General features: G+C 70.9%; 10 protein-coding genes and 1 tRNA gene. 5 read left to right on the forward strand and 6 right to left on the reverse strand.

Features of this window, described 5'->3' with window-relative positions; genetic code table 11:
- Nucleotides 1–25: 25 nt before the first annotated feature.
- Nucleotides 26–3259, reverse strand: coding sequence for an RHS repeat-associated core domain-containing protein (locus IDM40_RS06865; RefSeq protein ID WP_328806955.1), 3234 nt, complete (start codon nucleotides 3257–3259; stop codon nucleotides 26–28).
- A gap of 737 nt (nucleotides 3260–3996) precedes the next feature.
- Between IDM40_RS06865 and IDM40_RS28790 the strand changes: the two genes are divergently transcribed.
- The gene (locus IDM40_RS28790) at nucleotides 3997–5415 is read left to right on the forward strand and encodes a DUF4041 domain-containing protein (RefSeq protein ID WP_328806956.1); all 1419 of its coding nucleotides are present in this window, start codon (nucleotides 3997–3999) and stop codon (nucleotides 5413–5415) included.
- Nucleotides 5416–5713: 298 nt separating this feature from the next.
- On the opposite strand, the gene IDM40_RS06875 is transcribed toward IDM40_RS28790, so the two are convergent.
- Both IDM40_RS06875 and IDM40_RS06880 read right to left on the reverse strand, forming a co-directional pair.
- Nucleotides 5714–5789 (reverse strand) — tRNA-Arg (locus tag IDM40_RS06875).
- 626 nt (nucleotides 5790–6415) lie between these two features.
- On the reverse strand, nucleotides 6416–6889 hold the full coding sequence (locus IDM40_RS06880) for a hypothetical protein (protein ID WP_193121084.1): 474 nt from the start codon (nucleotides 6887–6889) through the stop codon (nucleotides 6416–6418).
- Between the two features lie 313 nt (nucleotides 6890–7202).
- Between IDM40_RS06880 and IDM40_RS06885 the strand changes: the two genes are divergently transcribed.
- The 3 genes from IDM40_RS06885 (at nucleotide 7203) to IDM40_RS06895 (ending at nucleotide 12018) form a co-directional block, all read left to right on the forward strand.
- Nucleotides 7203–10163 (forward strand): penicillin acylase family protein, encoded by a 2961-nt coding sequence (locus IDM40_RS06885; protein WP_193121085.1) that lies wholly within the window; start codon nucleotides 7203–7205, stop codon nucleotides 10161–10163.
- Between the two features lie 198 nt (nucleotides 10164–10361).
- Entirely contained in the window at nucleotides 10362–10868 is a 507-nt protein-coding gene (locus IDM40_RS06890) for an NfeD family protein (RefSeq protein WP_193121086.1), read from the forward strand.
- A gap of 64 nt (nucleotides 10869–10932) precedes the next feature.
- A complete protein-coding gene (locus IDM40_RS06895; protein WP_193121087.1) occupies nucleotides 10933–12018 on the forward strand; it encodes an SPFH domain-containing protein in 1086 nt (361 codons plus the stop codon).
- Nucleotides 12019–12235: 217 nt separating this feature from the next.
- Here the strand turns inward: IDM40_RS06895 and IDM40_RS06900 are convergent, their stop codons facing one another.
- Together IDM40_RS06900 and IDM40_RS06905 are read right to left on the reverse strand one after the other, a co-directional pair.
- Nucleotides 12236–14422, reverse strand: coding sequence for a serine/threonine-protein kinase (locus tag IDM40_RS06900; RefSeq protein WP_193121088.1), 2187 nt, complete (start codon nucleotides 14420–14422; stop codon nucleotides 12236–12238).
- Between the two features lie 123 nt (nucleotides 14423–14545).
- Nucleotides 14546–15571, reverse strand: coding sequence for a hypothetical protein (locus IDM40_RS06905; RefSeq protein ID WP_235997395.1), 1026 nt, complete (start codon nucleotides 15569–15571; stop codon nucleotides 14546–14548).
- Nucleotides 15572–15849: 278 nt separating this feature from the next.
- On the opposite strand from IDM40_RS06905, the gene IDM40_RS06910 reads away from it, so the two are divergent.
- Nucleotides 15850–16119, forward strand: coding sequence for a DUF6504 family protein (locus IDM40_RS06910; protein ID WP_193121089.1), 270 nt, complete (start codon nucleotides 15850–15852; stop codon nucleotides 16117–16119).
- A 228-nt stretch (nucleotides 16120–16347) separates the two neighbouring features.
- On the opposite strand, the gene IDM40_RS06915 is transcribed toward IDM40_RS06910, so the two are convergent.
- Entirely contained in the window at nucleotides 16348–16929 is a 582-nt protein-coding gene (locus tag IDM40_RS06915; protein ID WP_193121090.1) for a GNAT family N-acetyltransferase, read from the reverse strand.
- Nucleotides 16930–21239: the final 4310 nt, after the last annotated feature.

Consider the following 21239-nt stretch of genomic DNA (forward strand, 5'->3'; position numbering starts at 1 on the left):
TGCATGTCTGTCAATGGGTCATATGTCAGAACACCGTTGTGCCTACTTCTGTCACAGCGGCACCGCTTACAGGGTCAGGGAATGCTCCACCAACGCCCCCGCTGGCCATGCCTCGGAACGTCGCCTCTCGAACCTGACCCTGCGAGCCACCGGAAGCGATCGCACCCATTCCTCCAGCAGCACCTCCGATGGCCATACCACCCACTACGCCAGCAGTCGCGCATACTAGGAAGGCTGCCGTGCAAGTGAGAAACATACCCACTCCGAAGAGCCCGGTAGCGAGTCCAGACGCCATGTCACCGTGATCGACCGCGCTCATGAGCCCGGTGGGGTCGGTGCGGTTGATGGGGTCGCCCATGGCGTAGGCGTAGTTGTTCATCTCCTGGCGGGAGGGGTCGGCCTGGGTGAAGTTGAGCGTCATCGCGTCCAGGAACCGGTGTCCCAGGTGGGTGGTCCCGTCCAGGAACTGGTACGCACCGGTGAACCCGAACGGGTTGAGCTCACCGGCCCGGCTGTCCTCGTCGACCTCGTCGGTGCGTTCGCCGAACGGGGTGTACTCATAGACCGCGTCCGGGGCCTCGGCCTCCGAGCCCTCGGCGGTCAGCGCCAACACCGTGTTCTGGTGGTCGGTGGTGTAGTGGAAGCGCTCCTCGTCCTCCCAGGCCACCATCGAGACCAGCTCCCCGGCGGGGTCGCGCACGTAACTGGTGCGCTCGCCCTCGGAGGCGATGTTGGTCGTGCCCAGCGCGGTGTTGGAGAGCTGGCGCTCCACACGCTCGCCATCGTCGCCGTCCTCGACGTCGGTGATGCCGCGGATCTGGGTCTGGTCGGTGGTGTCGTAACTCAGCGACCGGGCCAGGTCCCCGTCACCGTCTTCCGAACGCAGCATCTGGTCGGTGGGGCTGTACTCGTACGTGGTGCCGCCCCGGGTGACCATGTTGCCCGCGTCGTCGTGCTCCACCCCGGTTCCGCGGGCGTCGGTGACCTGGTCGGCGTCGTTGTAGGACCACTCCTCACCGTCGGCCGAGACGAGGTTGCCGGCCTCGTCGTAGGAGTAATCGATCTGCCCGTTGCTGGTCAGCCGGTCCAGCCCGTCGTAGGTGAACTCCTCCGTGGTGCCGTCCACGGTGCGCTCGGAGAGCTTGTCGGAGTCGTCCTCACCGCTGGTCCAGGAGTAGGAAGCACTCAAGAGCTCTTGGCCCTCGGCGCCGGTGGCAGTGATGGAGGTCAGGCGTCCGGAGTCGTCGTAGCTGCGGTCCTCCTCGGCCCCGTCCGGGTGGGTGGTGTTGGTGCGCTGGTTGTTCTCGTCGTGGCTGAAGGTGGTCTCGGCCCCGGTGATGTCGAGCAGCGAGGTCAGCCGGAACGCGTCGTCGAAGGAGTACTCGGTGGTGCGCCCGTGCTCGGTGAACTCGGTGACGTTGCCGACCGCGTCGTAGGCATACTCCGTGCTCTCCTCGTCCGAGGAATCGCTGCGCACGCTCTGGAGCAGGTCACCGCGGGCGTTGAAGGTGAACTCAGTGCTCACCTGGTCGGTGTGGGTGGCCACCAACCGCCCGTTGTCGTCGTAGGAGTGCGACTGGATGAGCTCGCCGTCGTGGCTGATGGACACGACCCGGTCGAGGCGGTCGTAGCCGTACTCCAGCGTCTGGCCGTTGCCGTCGGTGACCGAGGTGACCCGGGACAGCGAGTCGTAGGTGAACTCCATCGACCCCATCGGCCCGGGTTCGTGCTGGGCCACCATGTTGCCCGCGTCGTCGTAGTCGAACGTGGTCCGGTTGCCGTTGGCGTCGGTGGCCGAGGAGGGTGTGCCGTCGTTGTTGTAGTGCATGGACGAGAGCAGGATGTCCTCGTCCTCGGAGTAGGCCCGCATCATGTTGCCGGCCTCGTCGTAGGTGAAGGACAGTTCGTTGCCGTCGGGCCCGGTGAACGAGGTCGGTTTGGCCGGGTTCGCGCTGTCGCCATAGCCCACGGCCGTCTCCGCCCCGGTGGGCAGTTCGGTGCCGATGAGGTTGTTGGCGTCGTCGTAGTCATAGCTGACCGAGGCTTCCAGGGCGTCGGTGGTGGAGGCGACGTCGGAGTTGGCGGTCCACTCCTGGGAGCGGGTGTTGCCGACCTGGTCGGTGGCCTCGGTCTGGCGCCCCATGTCATCGAACTCGTGGGTGGATTCGCCGCCGCCCGGGTCGGTGACCGTGGTGGAGGTTCCGTCGCCGTCGCCGTGGTCGAAGCTGTAGGTCGCCCCGTCCTCGCCGTAGGGCTCGGTGAAGGAGGTGACCCGCCCCTGGGCGTCGTAGGACAGCTCCCACACGGCGCCTTCGGGGTCGGTGATCTCGGTGAGGTAGCCGTCCTCATAGGCGAAGTCGATGTCGTTGCCGGCGCGGTCGGTGATGGTGTCCGGCTGCCGGGTGGACTCGCCCCCGTAGGTGTAGGAGGCGGCCGTCTCTCCGGTGGGGTCGGTGACCTCGGTGGGCCGGTTGGCGCCGGTGTCCCAGTCCAGTGAGGTCGAGCGGTTCTGGGAGTCGTTGATGGCGATCAGGTCGCCGCCGTTGGAGTAGACGAAGTCGTTGGTGTTGCCGTTGCGGTCGGCGTGGGTGATGGCCCACCCGTTGGCGTCGAAGTACCAGACCTCGTCCTCGAACTCACCCCGGGTATAGGTGAGCGCGTAGTGGCCGTTGTCGAGCTCGGTCAGGGTCGCATTCAGCCCGGCGGGTGAGTCGTATCCGCCGTCGCCGTCCTCCATGAACTCATCGCAGGAGCCGGTGGGGCCGTGGAAGGCGATGCGGTCGGACTCGAACTTCAGGCCGATGTCGCGCCCGTAGGAGTGCTTCCACTGCTGGTTGAGGTCGCGGGAGTTGTAGACGCTGTTCAACCCGAGATGGACGCCGGTGCCGCCGACGGTCAGATCGCGGTGGCGGATCACGGCGTTGCCGTTCTCCAGGTTGATGTCCACGTCGAGGCGGTCGCTGATCTGGTGGCGCTGCATCGGGTGCCAGTCGGCGATCCCGAGGTTCTCCTCGCCCGTGGAACAGGTCCAGGCGGGGCTGCGCTCGGCCTCGTCCTCGTCCTGCTCGTCGGGCCCGGCCGGTTCCCAGGCCTCGTCCGGCGGATCTTGGGCTTGGTGTTCGCCGGTGGCTTCGCCGGGTTCGAAGGTCTCGGGGACCGGGACGGTGCGGTCGTGCGGGGAGTGGGGGTCGGTGTCGGCCAGTGCGGGGGGTGCGTGCACGAGGGACGCGGTCAGGGTCGCGGCAGCTGTGGTGGCCACGATGGCCCGGGGTAGGTGCCATCTCACTGGGGGAGCGCTCCAGACAGGGGGAAAGGGGGATCGGGGGAGCGTCGGCGGTGGGCTAGATGGTGAGAGCAGGCACCTCGGGCCGGTCTGCAGACGCCACAGGGATGCTAAGCGCACACACGGTCAGAAGGTTGTGCACGCAGGGTAATCGATCTTGCTGTGGGTGATCCTCGGCGCGTGGGGGTTTGCGCCGACCGCGACGGGGAAACTGACCCGCCCCCGGTTCCGGCCAGGGGCGGAACGTTCGGCCCTGGTTCCTGCGTGTCCCGCCCGATGCGGCATGTGCTGTGCCCGCCCGCGGTGGTGCGTGGCCAACAGTGGCCACGCGACAATAGTTGTGTGGTGCCTGGGTGTCGGAAGCTTATGGTCCGGATTGCGCTGCGAGTGCCCGGCGCGCCCTTTGCGCGTTAATGTAGAGGCCTTGTCGGCCGCGTCCTCCCGCTCGGGCCGCCCTCCCCAGGGGATCCCTGCCCATGAACTCTTACCGGGGCGACCAGCCCGAGTACCGTTTCCAGACCCCGCCGAACTGGCCCGCGATGCCGCCCGGATGGAACCCGCCCCCGGGGTGGCAACCGGATCCCGCGTGGGGCCCCGCTCCACCCGGCTGGACTTTTTGGATGCAGGTCAGCCCGGAGCATGCTTCTTCCAGTGGGCCCGGAAGCCCCGCAGCATCACCGGTCGTGCCCGGAGCGCATCCGGCACATCCGCATGTGGACACGGAGATCGGTCTGTTCGGTGCGCGTGCCAAAGCTCGCGAGCTGGCGTCCAAGGTCAACCAGCTCGCCGGTGAGAACATCTACCTCAGGAACAGCTTGCAACGGCTCGGGGTACTCGAGGCCGTCGAGCTCGAAGACCTTCGGGACCGGGTCCGGGAGGAGATCGCCGAGCTGGAACAGGAGAAGGAGCGCAGGCGTGCTCGGATCGAGGACGAGATCCGGGCATCGGCGGAGCAGACCACCCAACAGCTGGTGCACTCGCGGGACGCCCTCGAGAAGAAGGTCGCTCAGCTGGAGGCGGAGGAACAGCGCCGGTACGCCCGTGCCACCGCGGACATCAGGCAGCACGACCTGCGCCTGAACGAACTGCGAGGTCAGATCGTCGCGTCCGAGGATCTGATCGCTCTCCAAGAGGCCGGAATCTACGAGTACTCCCACCCTCTGGACGACTCGGTCGCCTACAAGTCAGCCCTCGCTGAGCTCAAGGACCGTACGAGGTCGATGAACCGCAAGGACGGCGGGGCGGTCGAAGCCACGACGTCCTTCACCATGAACGGATCCCTCACCGAGGGGCGCAGAATGGTACGTGAGTTCTCCAAACTGCTCCTGCGTGCCTACAACAACGAGGCTGACAATCTGGTGCGTGGGATGAAGGCCTACAAGCTCCCCACCTCACGGGATCGGCTCATCAAGAGCAGGGCCACGATCGAGAAACTGGGCCGGTCGATGGACATCCGCATCTCCGACCCCTATCACCGGCTGCGGTTGCGCGAGCTCGAACTGACCGCGGACCATCGGAACAAGCTGGCGGAGGAGAAGGAACGGGAACGCGAGGAGAAGGCCCGGCTCCGGGAAGAACGCCGGGCCCAAGCCGAACTGGACCGCGAGAGGGCCCGGCTGGAGAAGGAACGGCGCCATTACGAGAACGCCCTTCTCGCGCTGAAGGACAAGGGCGACGACGCGGGGGTCGAGCGCCTGCAGGAGCAGCTCGACGGCGTCGGGCTGGCCATGGAGAACGTCGCCGACCGCGCCGCCAATGTCCGCGCGGGCTACGTGTACGTCATCTCGAACCTGGGTTCCTTCGGGGAACGGATGGTCAAGGTCGGCATGACCCGCCGGCTGGAGCCCATGGACCGGATCCGCGAGCTGAGTGATGCCTCAGTGCCGTTCAATTTCGACGTGCATGCCCTGCATTTCTCCGACGACGCGGTGGGGGTCGAAGCGGAGATGCACCGCAGGCTCGCCGAGAAACGCGTGAACCGTGTCAACCTCCGTCGCGAGTTCTTCTACACCTCGCCCTCGGAGGTGCGTGACCTGCTCGGTAGCGTTGCGGGAGACCTCATCCAGTACGAGGAGGTCCCGGAGGCGATCGAGTACCGGCAGAGTGCGAGAACGGCCGAGGAGAGGTCGTGAGGTCTTCCCGGCGGGTTCTGTTTCCCATGTTTGGTTGAGTCCTGGTCTCCGCGGCCGGGGTGGAGCCGGGGGCGGCGCGGGCGGTGTCGGGGCACGCGATCTCGGTCCCACCCTGGATCCATGGAGCGGGGCGGTTCGCCTGAGGTAGGGCGAACCGCCCCGCGCGACACGCCGAGGCCCTCTGTTTCGTGATCCCTCGGCAGCAGGGAACTGCACAGGGAACGGCACGGAGGCACGTCACGAGTCCTCTGGTCGCCCCCGGAGGGGGCGGGAGCCCCTGCTGTGCAGGGGATGTAGCTGGCGCACCCGGCAGGGTTCGAACCTGCGACCATCGGATTAGAAGTCCGGTGCTCTATCCACTGAGCTACGGGTGCTCGCTTGAAGTTGTCTCCACAGCGGCGGCGGGGCGGCGGGCCGAGCCGGTCGGGCCGACCGGCCGCGTCGTCGGCTCGGGGTGGGTGCCGTGCGCCGGGGTGGAGCGAAGCCGGTGGCGGTCCTGCGGTCGGGGTCCGTCCCGCGGTGCCGGGGGCTTCCGGGCAGACATTCTAGGGTATTCCGTAGATGTCGCCCACAGGAGGGCAAAGCCTCTCAACTACCGTCATTCGTAGTTACGTCTCGTTACCACGTGTGTTCCACCAAATCGGTCGCTATGGGCCTCGCGCACCACGTTACCGGTGATTAACACCGGCGGGTGTGCTGACCCCGCGGCGTTTCGTGAAGTCGGCAGGGCCGCCCCCGCAGGCGACCCCGGGCGGGTCAGAAGACCCACCACTGGCCCAGGATCACCATCAGGGCCGCCAGGGTGGACAGCATGCTCGTGCCTACTTCGCGCTCGACTCTAGGGTGCCCTACGTGTATGGGCGAACGCGTTGAGTAGCAAACGCGGGTTTGCGGTGCCTTGGGCGTCGCACTGTCGCGACTTGGCCCGGGGCACGGCGCGCTTGGTGTGCGGGTGGCGGGGCCGTGGTCCGGTGGTGGTTCACCCCGGCCCCGGGCCCGGTCAGCCGCTGAGGGACCGCACGTAGTTCACCTGTTGGTGGATGCGCTGCGCATCCATCGGCGAGTTCGCGGGCACCACCGTGGCGTGGAAGTGGCCTTCGCGCTGCACCGTCACCTGGATGTGCCCGGTCGTGCGGGTCTCCTTGGCGAGCAGGAACAGCAGTCCGAGCAGGCAGGTCCACAAGAAGGTCAGGATCGCGACCACGATCGCCCAGGCCGGGGTGGTGCGCTCGGTTCTGCTCATGTCGGTCACGGTCCAGACGCTGCCCCGGAGCGGGAAGCGGCCGGCCGGGGTCACCACCATGTGCTGCGAGACGGAGATGTCGCCGAGTGTGAGCAGCTGCGGGCCGGCGTCGCCCGCGCCGTACGGCTGGAGGGTTCCGCCGTCCACGCTGGGTGGCAGGCCCCACCCGCCGATGCTCGGGTCGGGGGGTTGGCGGGGGTCACCAGAGTGGGGGTCCGGTTGCTGGTACATGGCTCGATTGTGGCAGCGGGGGAGTGGTTCTGCAGGGGGTCGGGGAGGCGCCCGGGCTTTTGCCCTGGTCTCGGGCGGTACGGGGTTCCCATGTGGCCGGATGTGGTCAGGTTCCGGGTCGGGTTTCGGGGTGACCGCCGGAGCGTGTGCGCTGCGTGCGGGCGCGAACACACCAAACCTGTGAATGCGGAGCCCTGCGCACCCCGGCTCACCAGGCCTCCCCGAAAAACATGAAACTCTTTCGCGTTTTGGTTACCGCTGCGTAGCATGCCGCTGATCCATCGCCCTCACCCCCAGGTGGTGACAACAGCACATGCTTCCCTCCCGCAGACGACGCCTGGGCGCAGCCGCCTCGGGTGTGGCGCTGGCCGTGGCAGCGGCCACGATCAGCGCCGTGCCCGTCTCGGCCGGCACCGCCCCCGCACGGGCCCCCGAGCCCCCACAGGCCCCCACTCTCCCCGCCGCCCAGGACCGCGAGGACCACTGCGCCCCCGACGGATGCCACGACATCCTCGGTCCCGGGCAGAACGGCAGCGCCACCCTCGTGGAGATCCTCGCCCACCAGGCGTTCGGCACCCGTCCCGAGCACTCCTCCAGCCAGCTGGACATGTACGACGACATCGTCCACAACTACGACGGACTCACCGGCGACGACCTGGACGACTACTTCCTCGACGCCGGCTTCGGGGCCGACCCCGACGACATCGGCGAGGAGTACCAGCCGCGGGACGACGTCACCATCACCCGCGACGCCTCGCACGGCATCCCGCACATCCACGGGGACACCCGCGAGGGCACCATGTACGGCGCCGGGTACGCCGCCGCCGAGGACCGCCTCTTCCTCATGGACGTGCTGCGCCGCGTCGGCCGCGGCGAGCTGACCTCCTTCGCCGGCGGGGCCGAGGGCAACCGCGACCTCGAACAGGACCTGTGGCGCACTGCCCCCTACACCGAGGAGGACAAGCAGGCCCAGATCGACCGCGTCGCCTCCGCCGGTGAACGCGGCGAGCAGGCCCTGGACGATGTCGAGGACTACCTCGAGGGCATCAACACCTACATCGACGAGGCCGACTCCGACCGCAACTTCCCCGGCGAGTACGTGCTCACCGGCCACAAGGACGCGATCACCAACGAGGGCGAGATCGAACCGTTCACCGCCCCCGACGTGGTCGGCATCGCCGCGATGGTCGGCGGGATCTTCGGCGGCGGCGGAGGCGGCGAGGTCCAGTCCGCCCTGACCCGCGCCGGGTTCCAGGACCAGTACGGCGCCGAGGAGGGCCTGGCCGCCTACGACGCCTGGCGCATGGAGAACGACCCCGAGGCCCCCGCCACGGTCGACGGCGAGTTCCCCTACAGCCAGACCCCCGACGAGGCCGTGGGCGAGTCCGTGCCCGACGGCGGTTCGGTCGAGGGCTACGACATCGTGCACGACGAACACGGTTCCGCGGAGAGCGGTGAGACGGCCGACCCGCTCGCGGCCGCCGACACCGAGGCCGCCGGCGCCGACGCGGGCACCGTCGACGACCTCACCGACGAGCAGCGCGACGAGCTCGACCGCATGGTCGAGGAGGACGACCTCTCCGTCGCCGAGGGCCTGTTCAACGACGGTGTGCTCCCCGAGGGCTTCCTCGACCCGGGCGGGATGTCCAACGCCCTCCTGGTCTCGGCCGAGCACACCGAGAGCGGCAACCCCGTCGCCGTGATGGGGCCGCAGACCGGCTACTTCTCCCCGCAACTGCTCATGCTCCAGGAACTGCAGGGCCCGGGCATCAGCGCCCGCGGCGCCTCCTTCGCCGGCGTGAGCTTCTACGTCCAGATGGGGCGCGGCGCCGACTACGCGTGGAGCGCGACCTCCGCCAACCAGGACGTCACCGACACCTACGCGGTGCCGCTGTGCGAGACCGACGGGTCCGACCCCACCACCGACTCCCGCGCCTACGTCGACACGTCCGGCGAGTGCACGGAGTTCGAGGAGCTCAGCGTCACCAACGAGTGGTCGCCCACCATCGCCGACCAGACACCCGAGGGCGGATACACACTCACGTCCCTGCGCTCGGAGTACGGGCTCGTGGAGTCGTTCGCGACCGTCGACGGCACCCCCGTGGCGCACACGAACCTGCGCTCGACCTACATGCGCGAGGTCGACTCGATCATCGGGTTCCAGCGCTTCAACGACCCGGACGACATCACCTCGGCGGAGAGCTTCACCGAGGCCGCCTACGACATCGAGTACGCCTTCAACTGGCACTACGTCGACAACGAGGACATCGCGTTCGTCAACTCCGGGGCCAACCCGGTGCGGACCGAGGGCACCAACCCGAACATGCCCATCGACGCGACCTCGGACGCCGGTTGGTCGGGCTGGGACCCCGCGACCAACCTCGCCGACTACCACCCGCCGGAGGACCACCCGCAGGAGATCAACCCCGATCACCTGCTCAACTGGAACAACAAACCCGCGGACGGCTACACCTCGGGCTGGTCGCACGGGTCGGTGCACCGCAACGACCTGCTGGAGGCGCGCGTGGAAGCCGCGTTGGACGAGGGCCACGCCTTCACCCCGGCCTCCCTCACCGCGCTGTCCGTCGAGGCGGGCGTGGGCGACCTCCGTGCGCAGGAGCTCCTGCCGCTGCTGCTGGAGGTCATCGACACCGCCGAGGTGGACGACCCCGAACTCGCGGAGACCGTCGAGGGCCTGCGTGCCTGGGTCGACGACGGTGCCCAGCGGCAGGAACCCGAACGCGACGCCGGCTCCTACGACCACGCCGAGGCGATCCAGGTCCTGGACGCATGGTGGCCGCTCCTGGTGCAGGCGCAGTTCGAACCGGGCCTGGGCGAGGACCTGTACGAGCAGGTCACCGCGGTCTCCCAGATCGACGAGTCCCCCTCGGGGCAGATCGGCGGCGGAGAACCGGGCAGCCCCAACCAGTCCCAGCCGCACCGGGGCTCGGCCTTCCAGCTCGGCTGGTGGTCCTACGTCGACAAGGATCTGCGAACGGTCCTGGGCGAGGACGTCGACGGCGCCCTGCCCGAGTCCTACTGCGGTGACGGGGACGTCGACACCTGCCGCACGGTCCTGCTGGAGAGTCTCGCGGCGGCCGCCGACACCCCGGCCGAGGAGGTCTACCCCGGCGACGAGCACTGCGACGCCGGCGACCAGCTCTGCGCGGACTCGGTGATCCACCAGTCCGTGGGCGGCATCGACATGTGGCCCGTGCACTGGCAGAACCGTCCCACCTTCCAGGTCGTCTACCAGTTCTCCGGCGGACGGTAGGAGAGGTCAAGGCGAACGCACGAGGGTCCCGGACCTCCCGGGGCCCGGCCCGCGGCACCGGACGGCGTGCCGCGGGCCACGTGTTTTCCTTCCCGCGGTCTCGGGAAGGCAACGGAGACCCGCAATCGGGTGCTTCGCCCCGCTTGCGTGGGTAGGCACACCAATACCCGACAAGAAGGCGGGAGGGTCGAGACGACGATGCCGGCCTGGTTGATCTGGCTCATCCTCGCCGCGGGCCTGGGCGTGGCCGAACTCTTCACACTGACCTTCGTCCTCGGGCTCATGGCCACCGCGGCGCTGGTCGCCGCGCTCCTCGGCGCGATCGGCCTGCCCGTCGCCGTGCAGATCATCGGGTTCGCCGCGGCCACCGCGGCGGGACTCGTCTTCGTCCGCCCCCTCATCAAACGCCAGATGGACCGCACACCCGACGCACGTTCGGGCGCGGACGCGCTCGTGGGGCGCTCGGCCGTGGTCCTGCAGCCCGTCGACGGCGACCAGGGGCGCATCAAACTGTCCGGCGAGGAGTGGTCGGCCCGCTGCATCGACGAGGACCTGGTCATCCCGGTCGGTGCCCACGTGGACGTCGTGGAGATCGACGGAGCCACCGCAGTGGTCTACCCGCGCGAGGCCCTTCCCGAGGGGTCCGCCCTCGAGGAGACCGGCCCGGAGGAGACCGACGACAACAACCAGTCGGGGCGTGCCTGACGCACTCAGGGCGGTACCGGCCCAGGCCGGCAACCACAGCCAACCGAAGCCAGGTGATCACACGATGGATCCGGCCATTCCCTTCATCATCCTCGCGGTCCTCTTCGTCGCATTGGCGCTGTCGGCGATCCGGATCGTGCCGCAGGCGCGTGCCTACAACATCGAAAGATTCGGCCGCTACATCCGCACCCTCAACCCCGGGCTCAACTTCCTCGTTCCGGGGGTGGACCGGGTCAACACCAAGTTCGACCTGCGCGAACAGGTCTTCAGTTCGCGCCCGCAGCCCGTCATCACCGAGGACAACCTGGTCGTCAACATCGACACGGTGCTCTACTACCAGATCACCGCGCCGAAGGCCGCGGCCTATGAGGTCGCCAACTACATCCAGGCCATCGACCAGCTCACCGTCACGACGCTGCGCAACGTCATCGGTTCCATGGACCTCGAACGCACGCTGACCTCCCGCGAGGAGATCAACACCCGCTTGCGCGGGGTCCTGGACGAGACCACCGGCAAGTGGGGCATCCGCATAAACCGCGTCGAGATCAAGGCGATCGACCCGCCGCCCACCATCAAGGAGGCGATGGAGAAGCAGATGCGGGCCGACCGCGACAAGCGGGCGGCGATCCTGCACGCCGAGGGTGAGCGGCAGTCCCGCATCCTCAAGGCCGAGGGCGCCCGGCAGCAGGCGATCCTGGAGGCGCAGGGTGACCAGCAGGCCGCGATCCTGCGCGCCGACGGTGAGGCCCAGGCCGTCGAGCGTGTGTTCCAGGCGGTGCACGACAACGACGCCGACGCCAAGATGCTGGCGTACAAGTACCTGGAGACCCTGCCGGCGCTGGCGCAGGGCGAAGGCAACACGTTCTGGGTCATCCCCGGCGAGTTCACCGAGGCGGTCAAGAACGTCACCCACGCCTTCGCGGGGGACGCCGCGCAGACCACGCCCTCCACGGAGAAGGAGCGCGGCACGGACGAACACGGCCAGCGGAGTATCACCGGCCCCGATGCGACCCGCTCGTCCTCGGCACAGGCGGCCATGCATGCGGCCGAAGCCGCGGAGAAGGCCGTGGCCGACGCCCGCGACGACGTGCGCAGGGCCGGCGCCGGCGGGCCCACGACCCCGTCCCCGCGTGAGGGGGACGAGGGCTGATCCCGGTGCCCGAGCGTTCGATCCTTCGGAGCAAGGGCCCGCCGCACGGCGGTGCCGGTGGCTCGGGTTCGGGCCGCGTCGCCAGGCCTGGGTCCGTACGGACTCGGGCCCTGCCCGAGAGCCGGTGCTCGAACGGACTCGAGCTGTCGCCGGTCCCGACGTGTTCGGGCCGGCCGGGGGCTTTCAGCGGCGACCGAGGTCCCCGGGCCCTGCCGGCTCAGTTCTCGTCGGAGATCTCGTGCACCGAGAAGGACGAGAACATCACGTCGCTGGTCGCCTCGTGCCCCGGGGCGGCACGCGCCGTGATCCCGGTCTGGCGGCGGTCCTCCTCGTCCTCGGCGTCGTCGGGCAGCGGGTTGTCGTCCACCGCGGAAACCGCGAAGTCGCCGTTGACCCACAGGCCGAGTTCGAGGGTGTCCTCCTCGTCGTCGTACTCGCAGGCCAGCGTGACCGTGTTGCTCACCGCCTCGGAGGCGTCGTAGGCCGCGATCCCGGCGCGCTCGTCACTGTCGGGGTCGGGGGCGGGGAGCTCCTCCAGGTGCTCGTACTCCTCGAAACCGGACACGTCGGTGGTGGAGGCCAGCGCGTTGTCCCCGCTCTCGTCCGAGGAACGCCGGATCTCGGCCTGCTGCCCGTCGGCGCGGACCACACCGTCGTAACGCGTGAACTCGTCCTCGCCGTCGTTGCCCCAGCAGCGCACACCGAACGTGGACTCGTCGGGGCCCTCCAGCACGTGCGCGTCGGCCGTGACCAGCACCCGGTCGGGCAGCGCCTCGTCCTCGCGCACGAGCCACTCGCCCCGGGTCTCCTGGCTGGTGGGGTCCACGTGCAGCAGGGCCGCCTGCTCCTGCGGCCAGTAACCGTCGTCGTTCAGGCTCGCGCTGTCGAAGGAGCCCCGGATCCAGTCCGGGTGCGTGGAGAAGTCGGTGTTGTACAGCGACAGGGTGTTGTCGGGCACGGACGGCGGCCGGGTCAGCACGACCGCGGCGACCAGCACCATCACCAGCACCGCGGCGCCCCCGGCGAGCATCGTGAGGCGCTTGCGGCGCTTGCGGCCGGAGGGGTCGCCCCCGCCGGGCTGCTGCCCGGGACCGCCGGGACCGTGGGGGCCTCCGGGACCGCCCGGGCCTCCGGGGCCGGCCGGCGCCGCGAAGGCCTGCTGCCCCTGCGGAGGTGAGGGGTGCCCGTACGGGTGCTGCTGCGGGTGGGGACCGGCGTGCGGCTGGTGTCCCGGCGGAACCTGGCCCGGGCGCGGCTGCTGCGGCCCGCTCGGCGGCTGGTGCGGGGGCTGGGGGCCGGACGGCGCGAACCCCTGCTGCGCGGTGTAGGCCTGCGTCGGCGGGGTCGTGTACGGCGTGGTCGTCTGCCCCTGCGGCGGGGTGCCCGCGACCGGCTGCTGCGGTCCGCTCGGCGGCTGATCCGGTCCGCCCTGGGGCTGCTGCGGCCCGCTGGGCGCGCTCGGGGCCTCGGCACCGTGCGCGGCCGTCTCCTGCGGCGGGGCTCCCGGGATCGGCGCGCTGGCGGGCGGGGCCCACGACGTCGAGATCGTGCGGTTGACCTCGGACTCCTCCGGCTGCGGCTGCCCCGTGAGCCGGGCCAGGAGCTGCTGCGAGGTCGGCCGGTTGCGCGGATCCTTGTCCAGGGCCGCGACCACCAGCTCCGACAGGTCCTGGTCCAACCCTTCGAGGCGCGGTTCCGCGGAGGAGATGTTGTGCAGCACGGCCGGCACCGTCGGGGCGTCGTAGGGCGCCGAACCGATACCGGCGAAGGCCACCAGGCAGCCCCACGCGAAGATGTCCGCGGCCGCCGTCGGCTGCTCGCCCAGGATCAGCTCCGGCGCCATGTACGAGGGTGTGCCCATGAGCTGGCTGGACCGGGTGACCGCGCCCGCCGAGTCGTCCAGGGCCCGCGCGATCCCGAAGTCGATGACCTTGGGGCCCACCGGCGACAGCAGCACGTTCGCGGGCTTGAGGTCGCGGTGGATGATCCCGGAACCGTGGATCGCCGTCAGCGCCGCGGCCACGCCCATCGCCAGGCTCTCCAGGGTGCCGCCGGACATCGCCCCGTCGGCCCGTACGGCCTCGTCCAGGTTCGGGCCCGGAACGTACTCGGAGACGATGTAGAGCGGTTCACCCTCCAACCGGGCGTCGATGACCCCGGCCGTGGAGAAGCGCGCCACCCGCCGGGCCGACTCGACCTCGCGCGCGAAGCGGCGGCGGAAGTCCTCGTCGTCGGCGAGGTCGGGGTGGATGAGCTTGAGCGCGACCTTGTGCCCGGCCCCGTCCTCGGCCAGGTAGACGGTGCCCATGCCACCGCGTCCCAGCCGGCTCGCCACGCGGTAGCCGTTGAGTTCGTGCGGGTCTCCTGCACGCAGGGGCTTGCCGCTGTTGTGGCCGTTGGACATCACGGTGGGGGGTCCCTCGCATCATTGTTCGGATTCGCGGTCATCAGGGTACCGAGGCGGCTGCCCCGGCGTGGTCGGGAGCCCTGACTCGGGCCGGGTGTTCGGGGCAGGTTCCGGGGCGGGTCAGGTCGTGTGTGGCCGGTCGCCGACCTCGTACAGGCGGTAGTCCTCGAACAGCACCCGGAGCGGCCCCTCGCCCTGGCCCCGGTCGTAGGCGATGCGCTGCTTGCGCACGAGCTCGTGGCCGTCGTGGCCGGCCGGTGCGGCGTTCTCGTCGACCGCCTGCGCGACGAGCTGGTCGTTGACCCACGCCGTCACGGTGGTGCGCCCGGGGCTGTCGCCGTCGGGGGCCTCGGAGTCGCAGGAGAGCTTGACGTTGTTCGAGGCCGGGTCGTCGCCCTCGTCCGTGTCTCCGGTCACCGCCGGGTAGGGCTCGAACCCCGGAACCGGGCCGCTCGCGAGCTCCTCCGAGCCGTCGGTGTCGGGCGTGTTGCGGGTCAGGTCCGCGCGTTCTCCGTCGGCGCGTACCGAGATCCGGTAGGTGGCGTGGTGTACGGGGTCGTCGGAGGTGTCCTCGGGGTCGGTGCCGGGCTCGTGGTACTCGTCGGTGCACTCCACCCCGAAGGACAGGTACTCGTACCCCTCGAGGATGCGCACGTCCGCCTCGACCATCAGGGACGGCGGCAGGTCGCCGTCGTCGACGCTCGGCACCAGGAACACCGCGCCGGACCACGGGTCGGACTCCTCGGCCGGGTCGTAGGCCATCACGTGCCCCTCGCCCGGGAGGTGGCCGGAGGCGTAGGGGTCCTCCTCCGGGTCGTGCACGCTGTCGCTCCACTGCGGGTTCGTGGCGAAGTCGGTGGCGTAGAGGCTCGTGAGGTCCTCGGGCGGCCCCTCGTCGCCGGAGAACACGAGGAACGCGGTGGTGCCGAGCAGGACGACCGCCGCCGCGCCCGCGCCGAGGGCCCAGGGCAGGCGTCGGCGCCCGCGCGCCGGGGGTGCCGGTCGGGGCGCACCTGGGTGTCCGGTCGGCGGGTGCGGCGGGTCCCAGGGGGAGGCGCCGCCCGGTGGCGGGGGTCCGGAGGGGCCGGGCGGGCCCGCGGAACCGGGGGAGTCGGCCGGCGGGGGACCGGCGCTGTTCGACGTCACTGCTGCAACCTCAGGGGTCGTGTCGGCGCGGTGCACGAGGGGCGGTCGCGCGGGATCGGTGCTGGTGTCGGCGCATGTGGGGTGCGGCGCGGAGAAACCGCGTCAAGAAGAAGGATGCCGAGCCTGTGGAAACAGTTCCACGGTCGCCCCGATTTCGCTACTATGGGAACACCTGTTCGAACGGCCGTCCTTCCCCGCGGCCGGGCCCGTCGGGCGCGCAGAGCGTGCCCCGGGTCGGAGTCCGAAGAAAGCCGGAGGCATCAAGACATGGGGGAGACGTGAGCCGGTACTACGGGGCGCAGATCACGGTCGTGGAGGACGACGGGCGGCCGACCAGGTTCACCTGGGACGGGCGCGTGTACGGGGTGCGCCGCATCATCGACCACTGGGTCAACGTGCGCATGGACTGGGCCCCCGTGCCCGGCGGCGGTGTGCCCGAGCGGTGGCACTGGCGCGTGGAGGCCGGGACGGTACGGGCGCAGGGGGTGTACGAACTACGCAAGGACGGAGCCAGCGGGCAGTGGTCGCTCTCCCGGGTGTGGGACTGACGGCCGGGCTGCGGTGAATGGGGGCGGGGGTGAACGGGGCAGGGCCCCGCGGTTCCGAGGCAGCTGCGCCGACGGGTTCCGGGGTGTGCAGGATCCGGTGTGGCGGGGGCCGCGAGATCCGGTGATCCCGGGACGTTGGCCCAGGGGCTCAGGGCCCGGCTGATCCCGGTGCGGTGGTGCCGGGGTGCCGACCCGCGACCGAGCGCCCCGGACGTGCGCCGGACGGCCTCAGGGACGCGGGTCCGACGGCAGCAGGCTGTAGACGGCCAGGTCGTACCGGGTTCCGCCGTGGCCCGGCATGGCGCTGCGCTCCACACCCTCGAACGTGTACCCCGTGCGCTCCGGGATGCTGCGGGAAGGCGCGTTCCCCGTCGCCGCCTTGATCTCGACGCGGCGGAACCCCTGGTCCAGCGCCCACCGCGACACCGCAACGACCGCCTCGGTCATGTAACCCCGGTTGCGCGCCCACGGTGAGGACCAGTACCCCAGCTCCCCGTTCATCGCTGCCCAGCTGACGCGCAGCAGGCCGATCGCCCCGACCAGGCGGCCCGTGTCGGCCTCGGTCATCGCCCACTGCTGCCCCTCGCCGCGCGTACGCATGCCCGGGGAGACCTCGCGGCACCACTCCTCGGCGTCCTTGCGGGTGTAGGGGGTGTCGGGCGCGGGGATCGGGATCCACTTCTGCAGGTCGGGGTCGCTGCAGGTGGCCAGGACGTCGTCGATGTCGTCCTCGATGAAGGCCCGGAGCCGGAGCCGGTCCGTCTCGAGGACGACGGAGGGCAGCATCTTCTTCTCCTGGAGGTCGCTCACGGCGAGTGGGTTCCCTTCGTTCCGGCGGTCGGGGTGGGGTCAGGCTATGGGGCGGAAAAGGGCAGCGCATCCCGTTTGCCCGGGCCGCTGCGTGTCGGCTTCGTCCCGTTCGTGGTGGTCTCCGGGAACGGGTGCGGGCGGTCTCTGGCACAGTTGTGGGTGACTTGGGCACCCGGACGGGCCGGGTGGCGCTGCCCGGGGCGCGGGCCCCTTCCTCCATCTTTTCCCCGCGCCGGACCGGGTGTGACGGGCAGCGGTCGACCTCTCCGGGGAGCGAAGCATGACCGACGACGACCGCCAGGACAGCCGTCCGGGGCCGGGGCTCTCCGGGCTGCCCGGGGATCCCGAGGACGGTGGTGCCGAGGCGGCGGGCCGTGCCGAGGCGCCGGGTGGTGCCGAGGGCGGTGCCCGCGGTGGGGACGAGGCAGGAGCGCTGCTCGGCGGACTGTTGGACGGGCTGCCCGAGAGCGGACGCGGTATCGGGGACCCCGGTGGTACCGGTGGTGCAGGTGGTCTCGGGGAGCCGGCGCCTGCCAACCCCTTCCGGACGTCCGAGCCGCCGGCGCACGCAACTCCCACGGACACACCGCCGCCGGACGCGCCGCCGCCCACCGGTCCGCCGGTGAGTACCGAGGCTGACCCCGACCCGCTGGGCCTTGCTTCGGCGACAGGTCCCCTGGCGCCCTCGCAGCAGACCTGGAGCCCGCGCGGTCTCCAGGGTGCGGACGGTGCGGGCGGCGCCGGGCCGGGCGCGGGGCCGCCCGACGGTGGTGCGCCGGTCTCCGGTGTCCCCGTAACGCCGGCAACGCCCGGACCGCTGGGAACCACGTGGGACGTAGGCGGGGCTGACGCGTCCGGTACACCTGCGTCCGGTCCGCCCGACACATCCGACGGGGCCGAGACGTACCCGGCTTCCCCGGCGTCTCCGGCTTCCACGTCCTTCCCTGCCGCTCCGGGCCTGCCGACGTCCGCGGGATCCGACCAAGATGCGCCCGGCGACGATGCGCCCGGCGACGATGCGCCCGGCGCCGATGCGCCCGGCGACGATGCGCTCGGCGACGATGCGCCCGGCGCCGATGCGCCCGGCGACGATGCGCTCGGCGACGATGCGCCCGGCGCCGATGCGCCCGGCGACGATGCGCCCGGGGCCCCTGGAACGCGCCGTGCTCACGGACCGGAGGGGGACGTGCCCGGGGAGAGCGCCCTCGGGGGATCCGTGCCCGGTGATCCCGCGCTCGGGGAGCCCGTGCCTGAGGAGCCCGTGGCTGGAGAACCTGTTCCCGGGCCGTCTGTGCCCCCGGCGGAGGGGCCCACCTCCACCGGCCCCAGCACGCCCAGCGCGCCCGGCGCGCCTGAAGCGCCCGCGGGGCATGACACGCCTCCGGTGCATGAATCGTCCGGCGCGCGTGGGGCACACGCACGTCCGGATGCACCGGGGCCCGGGGACTCCACCGGTAGCGGTGACACCGGTGAAGCCGTCGGCACCACGGACACCACTGGCACCGCCGGCACCGGCGCGCACAGGCAGATGCCGCAGAGCACGGCCGGTGGGGGAACGGGTGCGGACCACGGTGACCGTGCGGGTCACGGGGACCACGTGGCCCACGTGAACCACGGGTCTCACGGTGAGTACGGGGTGCAGGGGGTCGGTGGCATCGCCGACGCCTCTTCCGGCGGTCTCAGCGACGGGGACCATGCGAACGACACCGGCCACTCGGGCGACCGCGACCAGGGAGGTCACCCCGGTCAACACCCCACGAACGTCGCGCCCGGCGGTGCGAGCACGCCTGGTGCGCCTTCCGGTCCTTCTGCCCCCGTGCATCCGACAGGCCGGCCGGACACGGCGGAGACCCGCGATGCACCAGATGCCCCCGAAGCGCAGGGGGCGCATGGTGTTCCTGCGAGCGATGGGAGCGGGGAGGCGTCCGAGGTGCGTGCCGAGCCTGCGGAACCGACGGCCGACGTGGCCCCCACGCCTACGACGTCCCCTGCGGGCGCCGCAGGGGCTGAGGATGCCGAGGACGCCGAGGGCTCCGTGTCCCCCGACATCCACGGGGAACCGAATCGACGCACCGAGCATGTCGAGACCGAACTCTCCGGGCGAGATCTGCCTGACGGCCCGGACCTCGATGGCGGGCACGAAGCGTCGGACGGGCCTGACGGGTCTGCCGCCGGCGGCGCGCCCACAGTTCCGGCCGCGCACACCGGTGGGAACGCCGGCGGGAACACCAGCGGCCTGCCTGCCGGGAAGACCGGCGCTCAGGACGCCGTGCGGAACACCGCCCAGGCCGAGAGCCAGAACCTCGATGCGGCCGTTGCCCAGCCCGGCACGGAGACCGGTACCGCTGAGGGGGCCGTCGGTCCTACCGGTGGAAGCTCTGCTGCTGGGACCGACAGTGATGCCGACAGCCGCATCCGCGCAGGCGCCGGCTCCGGCCCCGGCGGGCACGCTGTTCCGACCGTCGCGGGCGGGCATGCGACGGGCTACGACCTCAATGTCGAGCCCCACGGCGTCGCCGAGCGAGCTCAGCTCGCCCAGGGCGCCCAGAGCGTCTCGCATGACGAACGGGGCGCGCAGGCCGCCGCCAATGCGGTGCAGGGTGCGGATGCGCCTGCCACACACGCTGCGCACGACGCGCGCACCGAGCCTCTGGCGGAAACCGCGGATGCGGCGCCCGTCCCGAACCCTGCGCACGACGCGCAGAAGGCCGTGTGTGATGCGGTGACTTCGCCTGCGGAGCAGGCCCCGAACCCGACCCATGACTCGCGGGGAGCGGATGACGCCCGCGCCACGCACAATGTGTCGGACGTGCAGGTCGCGCATTCTGCGCGGGGCGCGGATGGCGCACGTGCCGCGCATGACCCGCATGACCCGCATGCTGCGCAAGGTGCCCTCGCTGCTGGCGTGCAGGACTCACGTGCCGACCGGAACCCCGACGCGACCGGAACGCAGGGGAACCCCGGCACCCCTCAGCGGCCCGAGGCTCCTCAGACGTCCGACGGCCGTGATGCCTCCGAGGCCCTCGCGGCTCCTGAGCAGGCTGAGTCCCCTGCATCCCCTGAATCTCCCGAGCGACCCGCGTCACCGGTATCTGCGGAACCCGCAGCCCCTGAGAACCCTGCGCCCCCTGAGCAGTCCGCCACCGCTGTGGTGCCTGTGGCCTCTGAGCCGCCGCATGCGCCTGTCGCGCCTGCTGCGCCCGTTGAAAGCAACGAGGCCGAGCCCTCTGCCGGCGCACATGGCGCGCACGGTGGAACTCGCGCCCCTGGTGGGGCAACGCCTTCTCGTGACGCGCCTCTGGGCACGGGTGAGCACCCGGGCCCGGGGACATCGGGGGCGTCTGGGCGTTCCTCCAGGTCCGATGCGTCCGAGCCGCCGCATGCGCCTGTTGAAATGGATGAGGCCGAGGGCCCCGCCGGTGCACATCACGTGCCTGGCCCGTTCAGCGCGCGCCAGGAGCACGGGACCCAGGACGCGCGAAGCGCTTCGGGTGAGCCCGGCGGCGCAGGTGGTGCCGTTGGTGAGGCCCCCCATGCCCCGATGAACGCGCCCAGCGGACCCAGCGCGCCCGTCGAGCACGGGCGGCAGGCCGTGCAGGCCGCGACACGTGAGCCCGACGGCGCGGATGGTGCTGCCGCCGACGACTCCGTCCCCTCCAGGCCCGCGCCGAGTGAGCCCGGGGCCGCTGGTACGCACGAGGAACACGGGGCGCAGGAAGCGCGTAGCGCGGCCGGCACTCCCAGCACGTCCGGCACGCGCGGTGCGTCCCGCACGCGCAGGCACGTGGTCGGGGAGAAACCGGCGGGCGAGCCTCGCGGAACTGGATCCGTGGCCCCCGGAAGGGCTGCGCCCACGGGCGAGCACGTGGGCGTGGGCATGTCCGGGGCGTCTGGGCGTTCCTCCAGGTCCGATGCGTCCGAGCCGCCGCATGCGCCTGTTGAAACGGATGGGGCCCAGGGCCCCGCCGGTGCACATCACGTGCCTGGCCCGTTCAGCGCGCGCCAGGAGCACGGGACCCAGGACGCGCGAAGCGCGTCGGGTGAGCCCGGCGGCGCAGGTGGTGCCGTTGGTGAGGCCCCCCATGCCCCGATGAACGCGCCCAGCGGACCCAGCGCGCCCGTCGAGCACGGGCGGCAGGCCGTGCAGGCCGCGACACGTGAGCCCGACGGCGCGGATGGTGCTGCCGCCGACGACTCCGTCCCCTCCAGGCCCGCGCCGAGTGAGCCCGGGGCCGCTGGTACGCACGAGGAACACGGGGCGCAGGAAGCGCGTAGCGCGGCCGGCACTCCCAGCACGTCCGGCACGCGCG

It is taken from the genome of Nocardiopsis coralli (assembly GCF_014892575.1).
Lineage (GTDB): Bacteria > Actinomycetota > Actinomycetes > Streptosporangiales > Streptosporangiaceae > Nocardiopsis > Nocardiopsis coralli.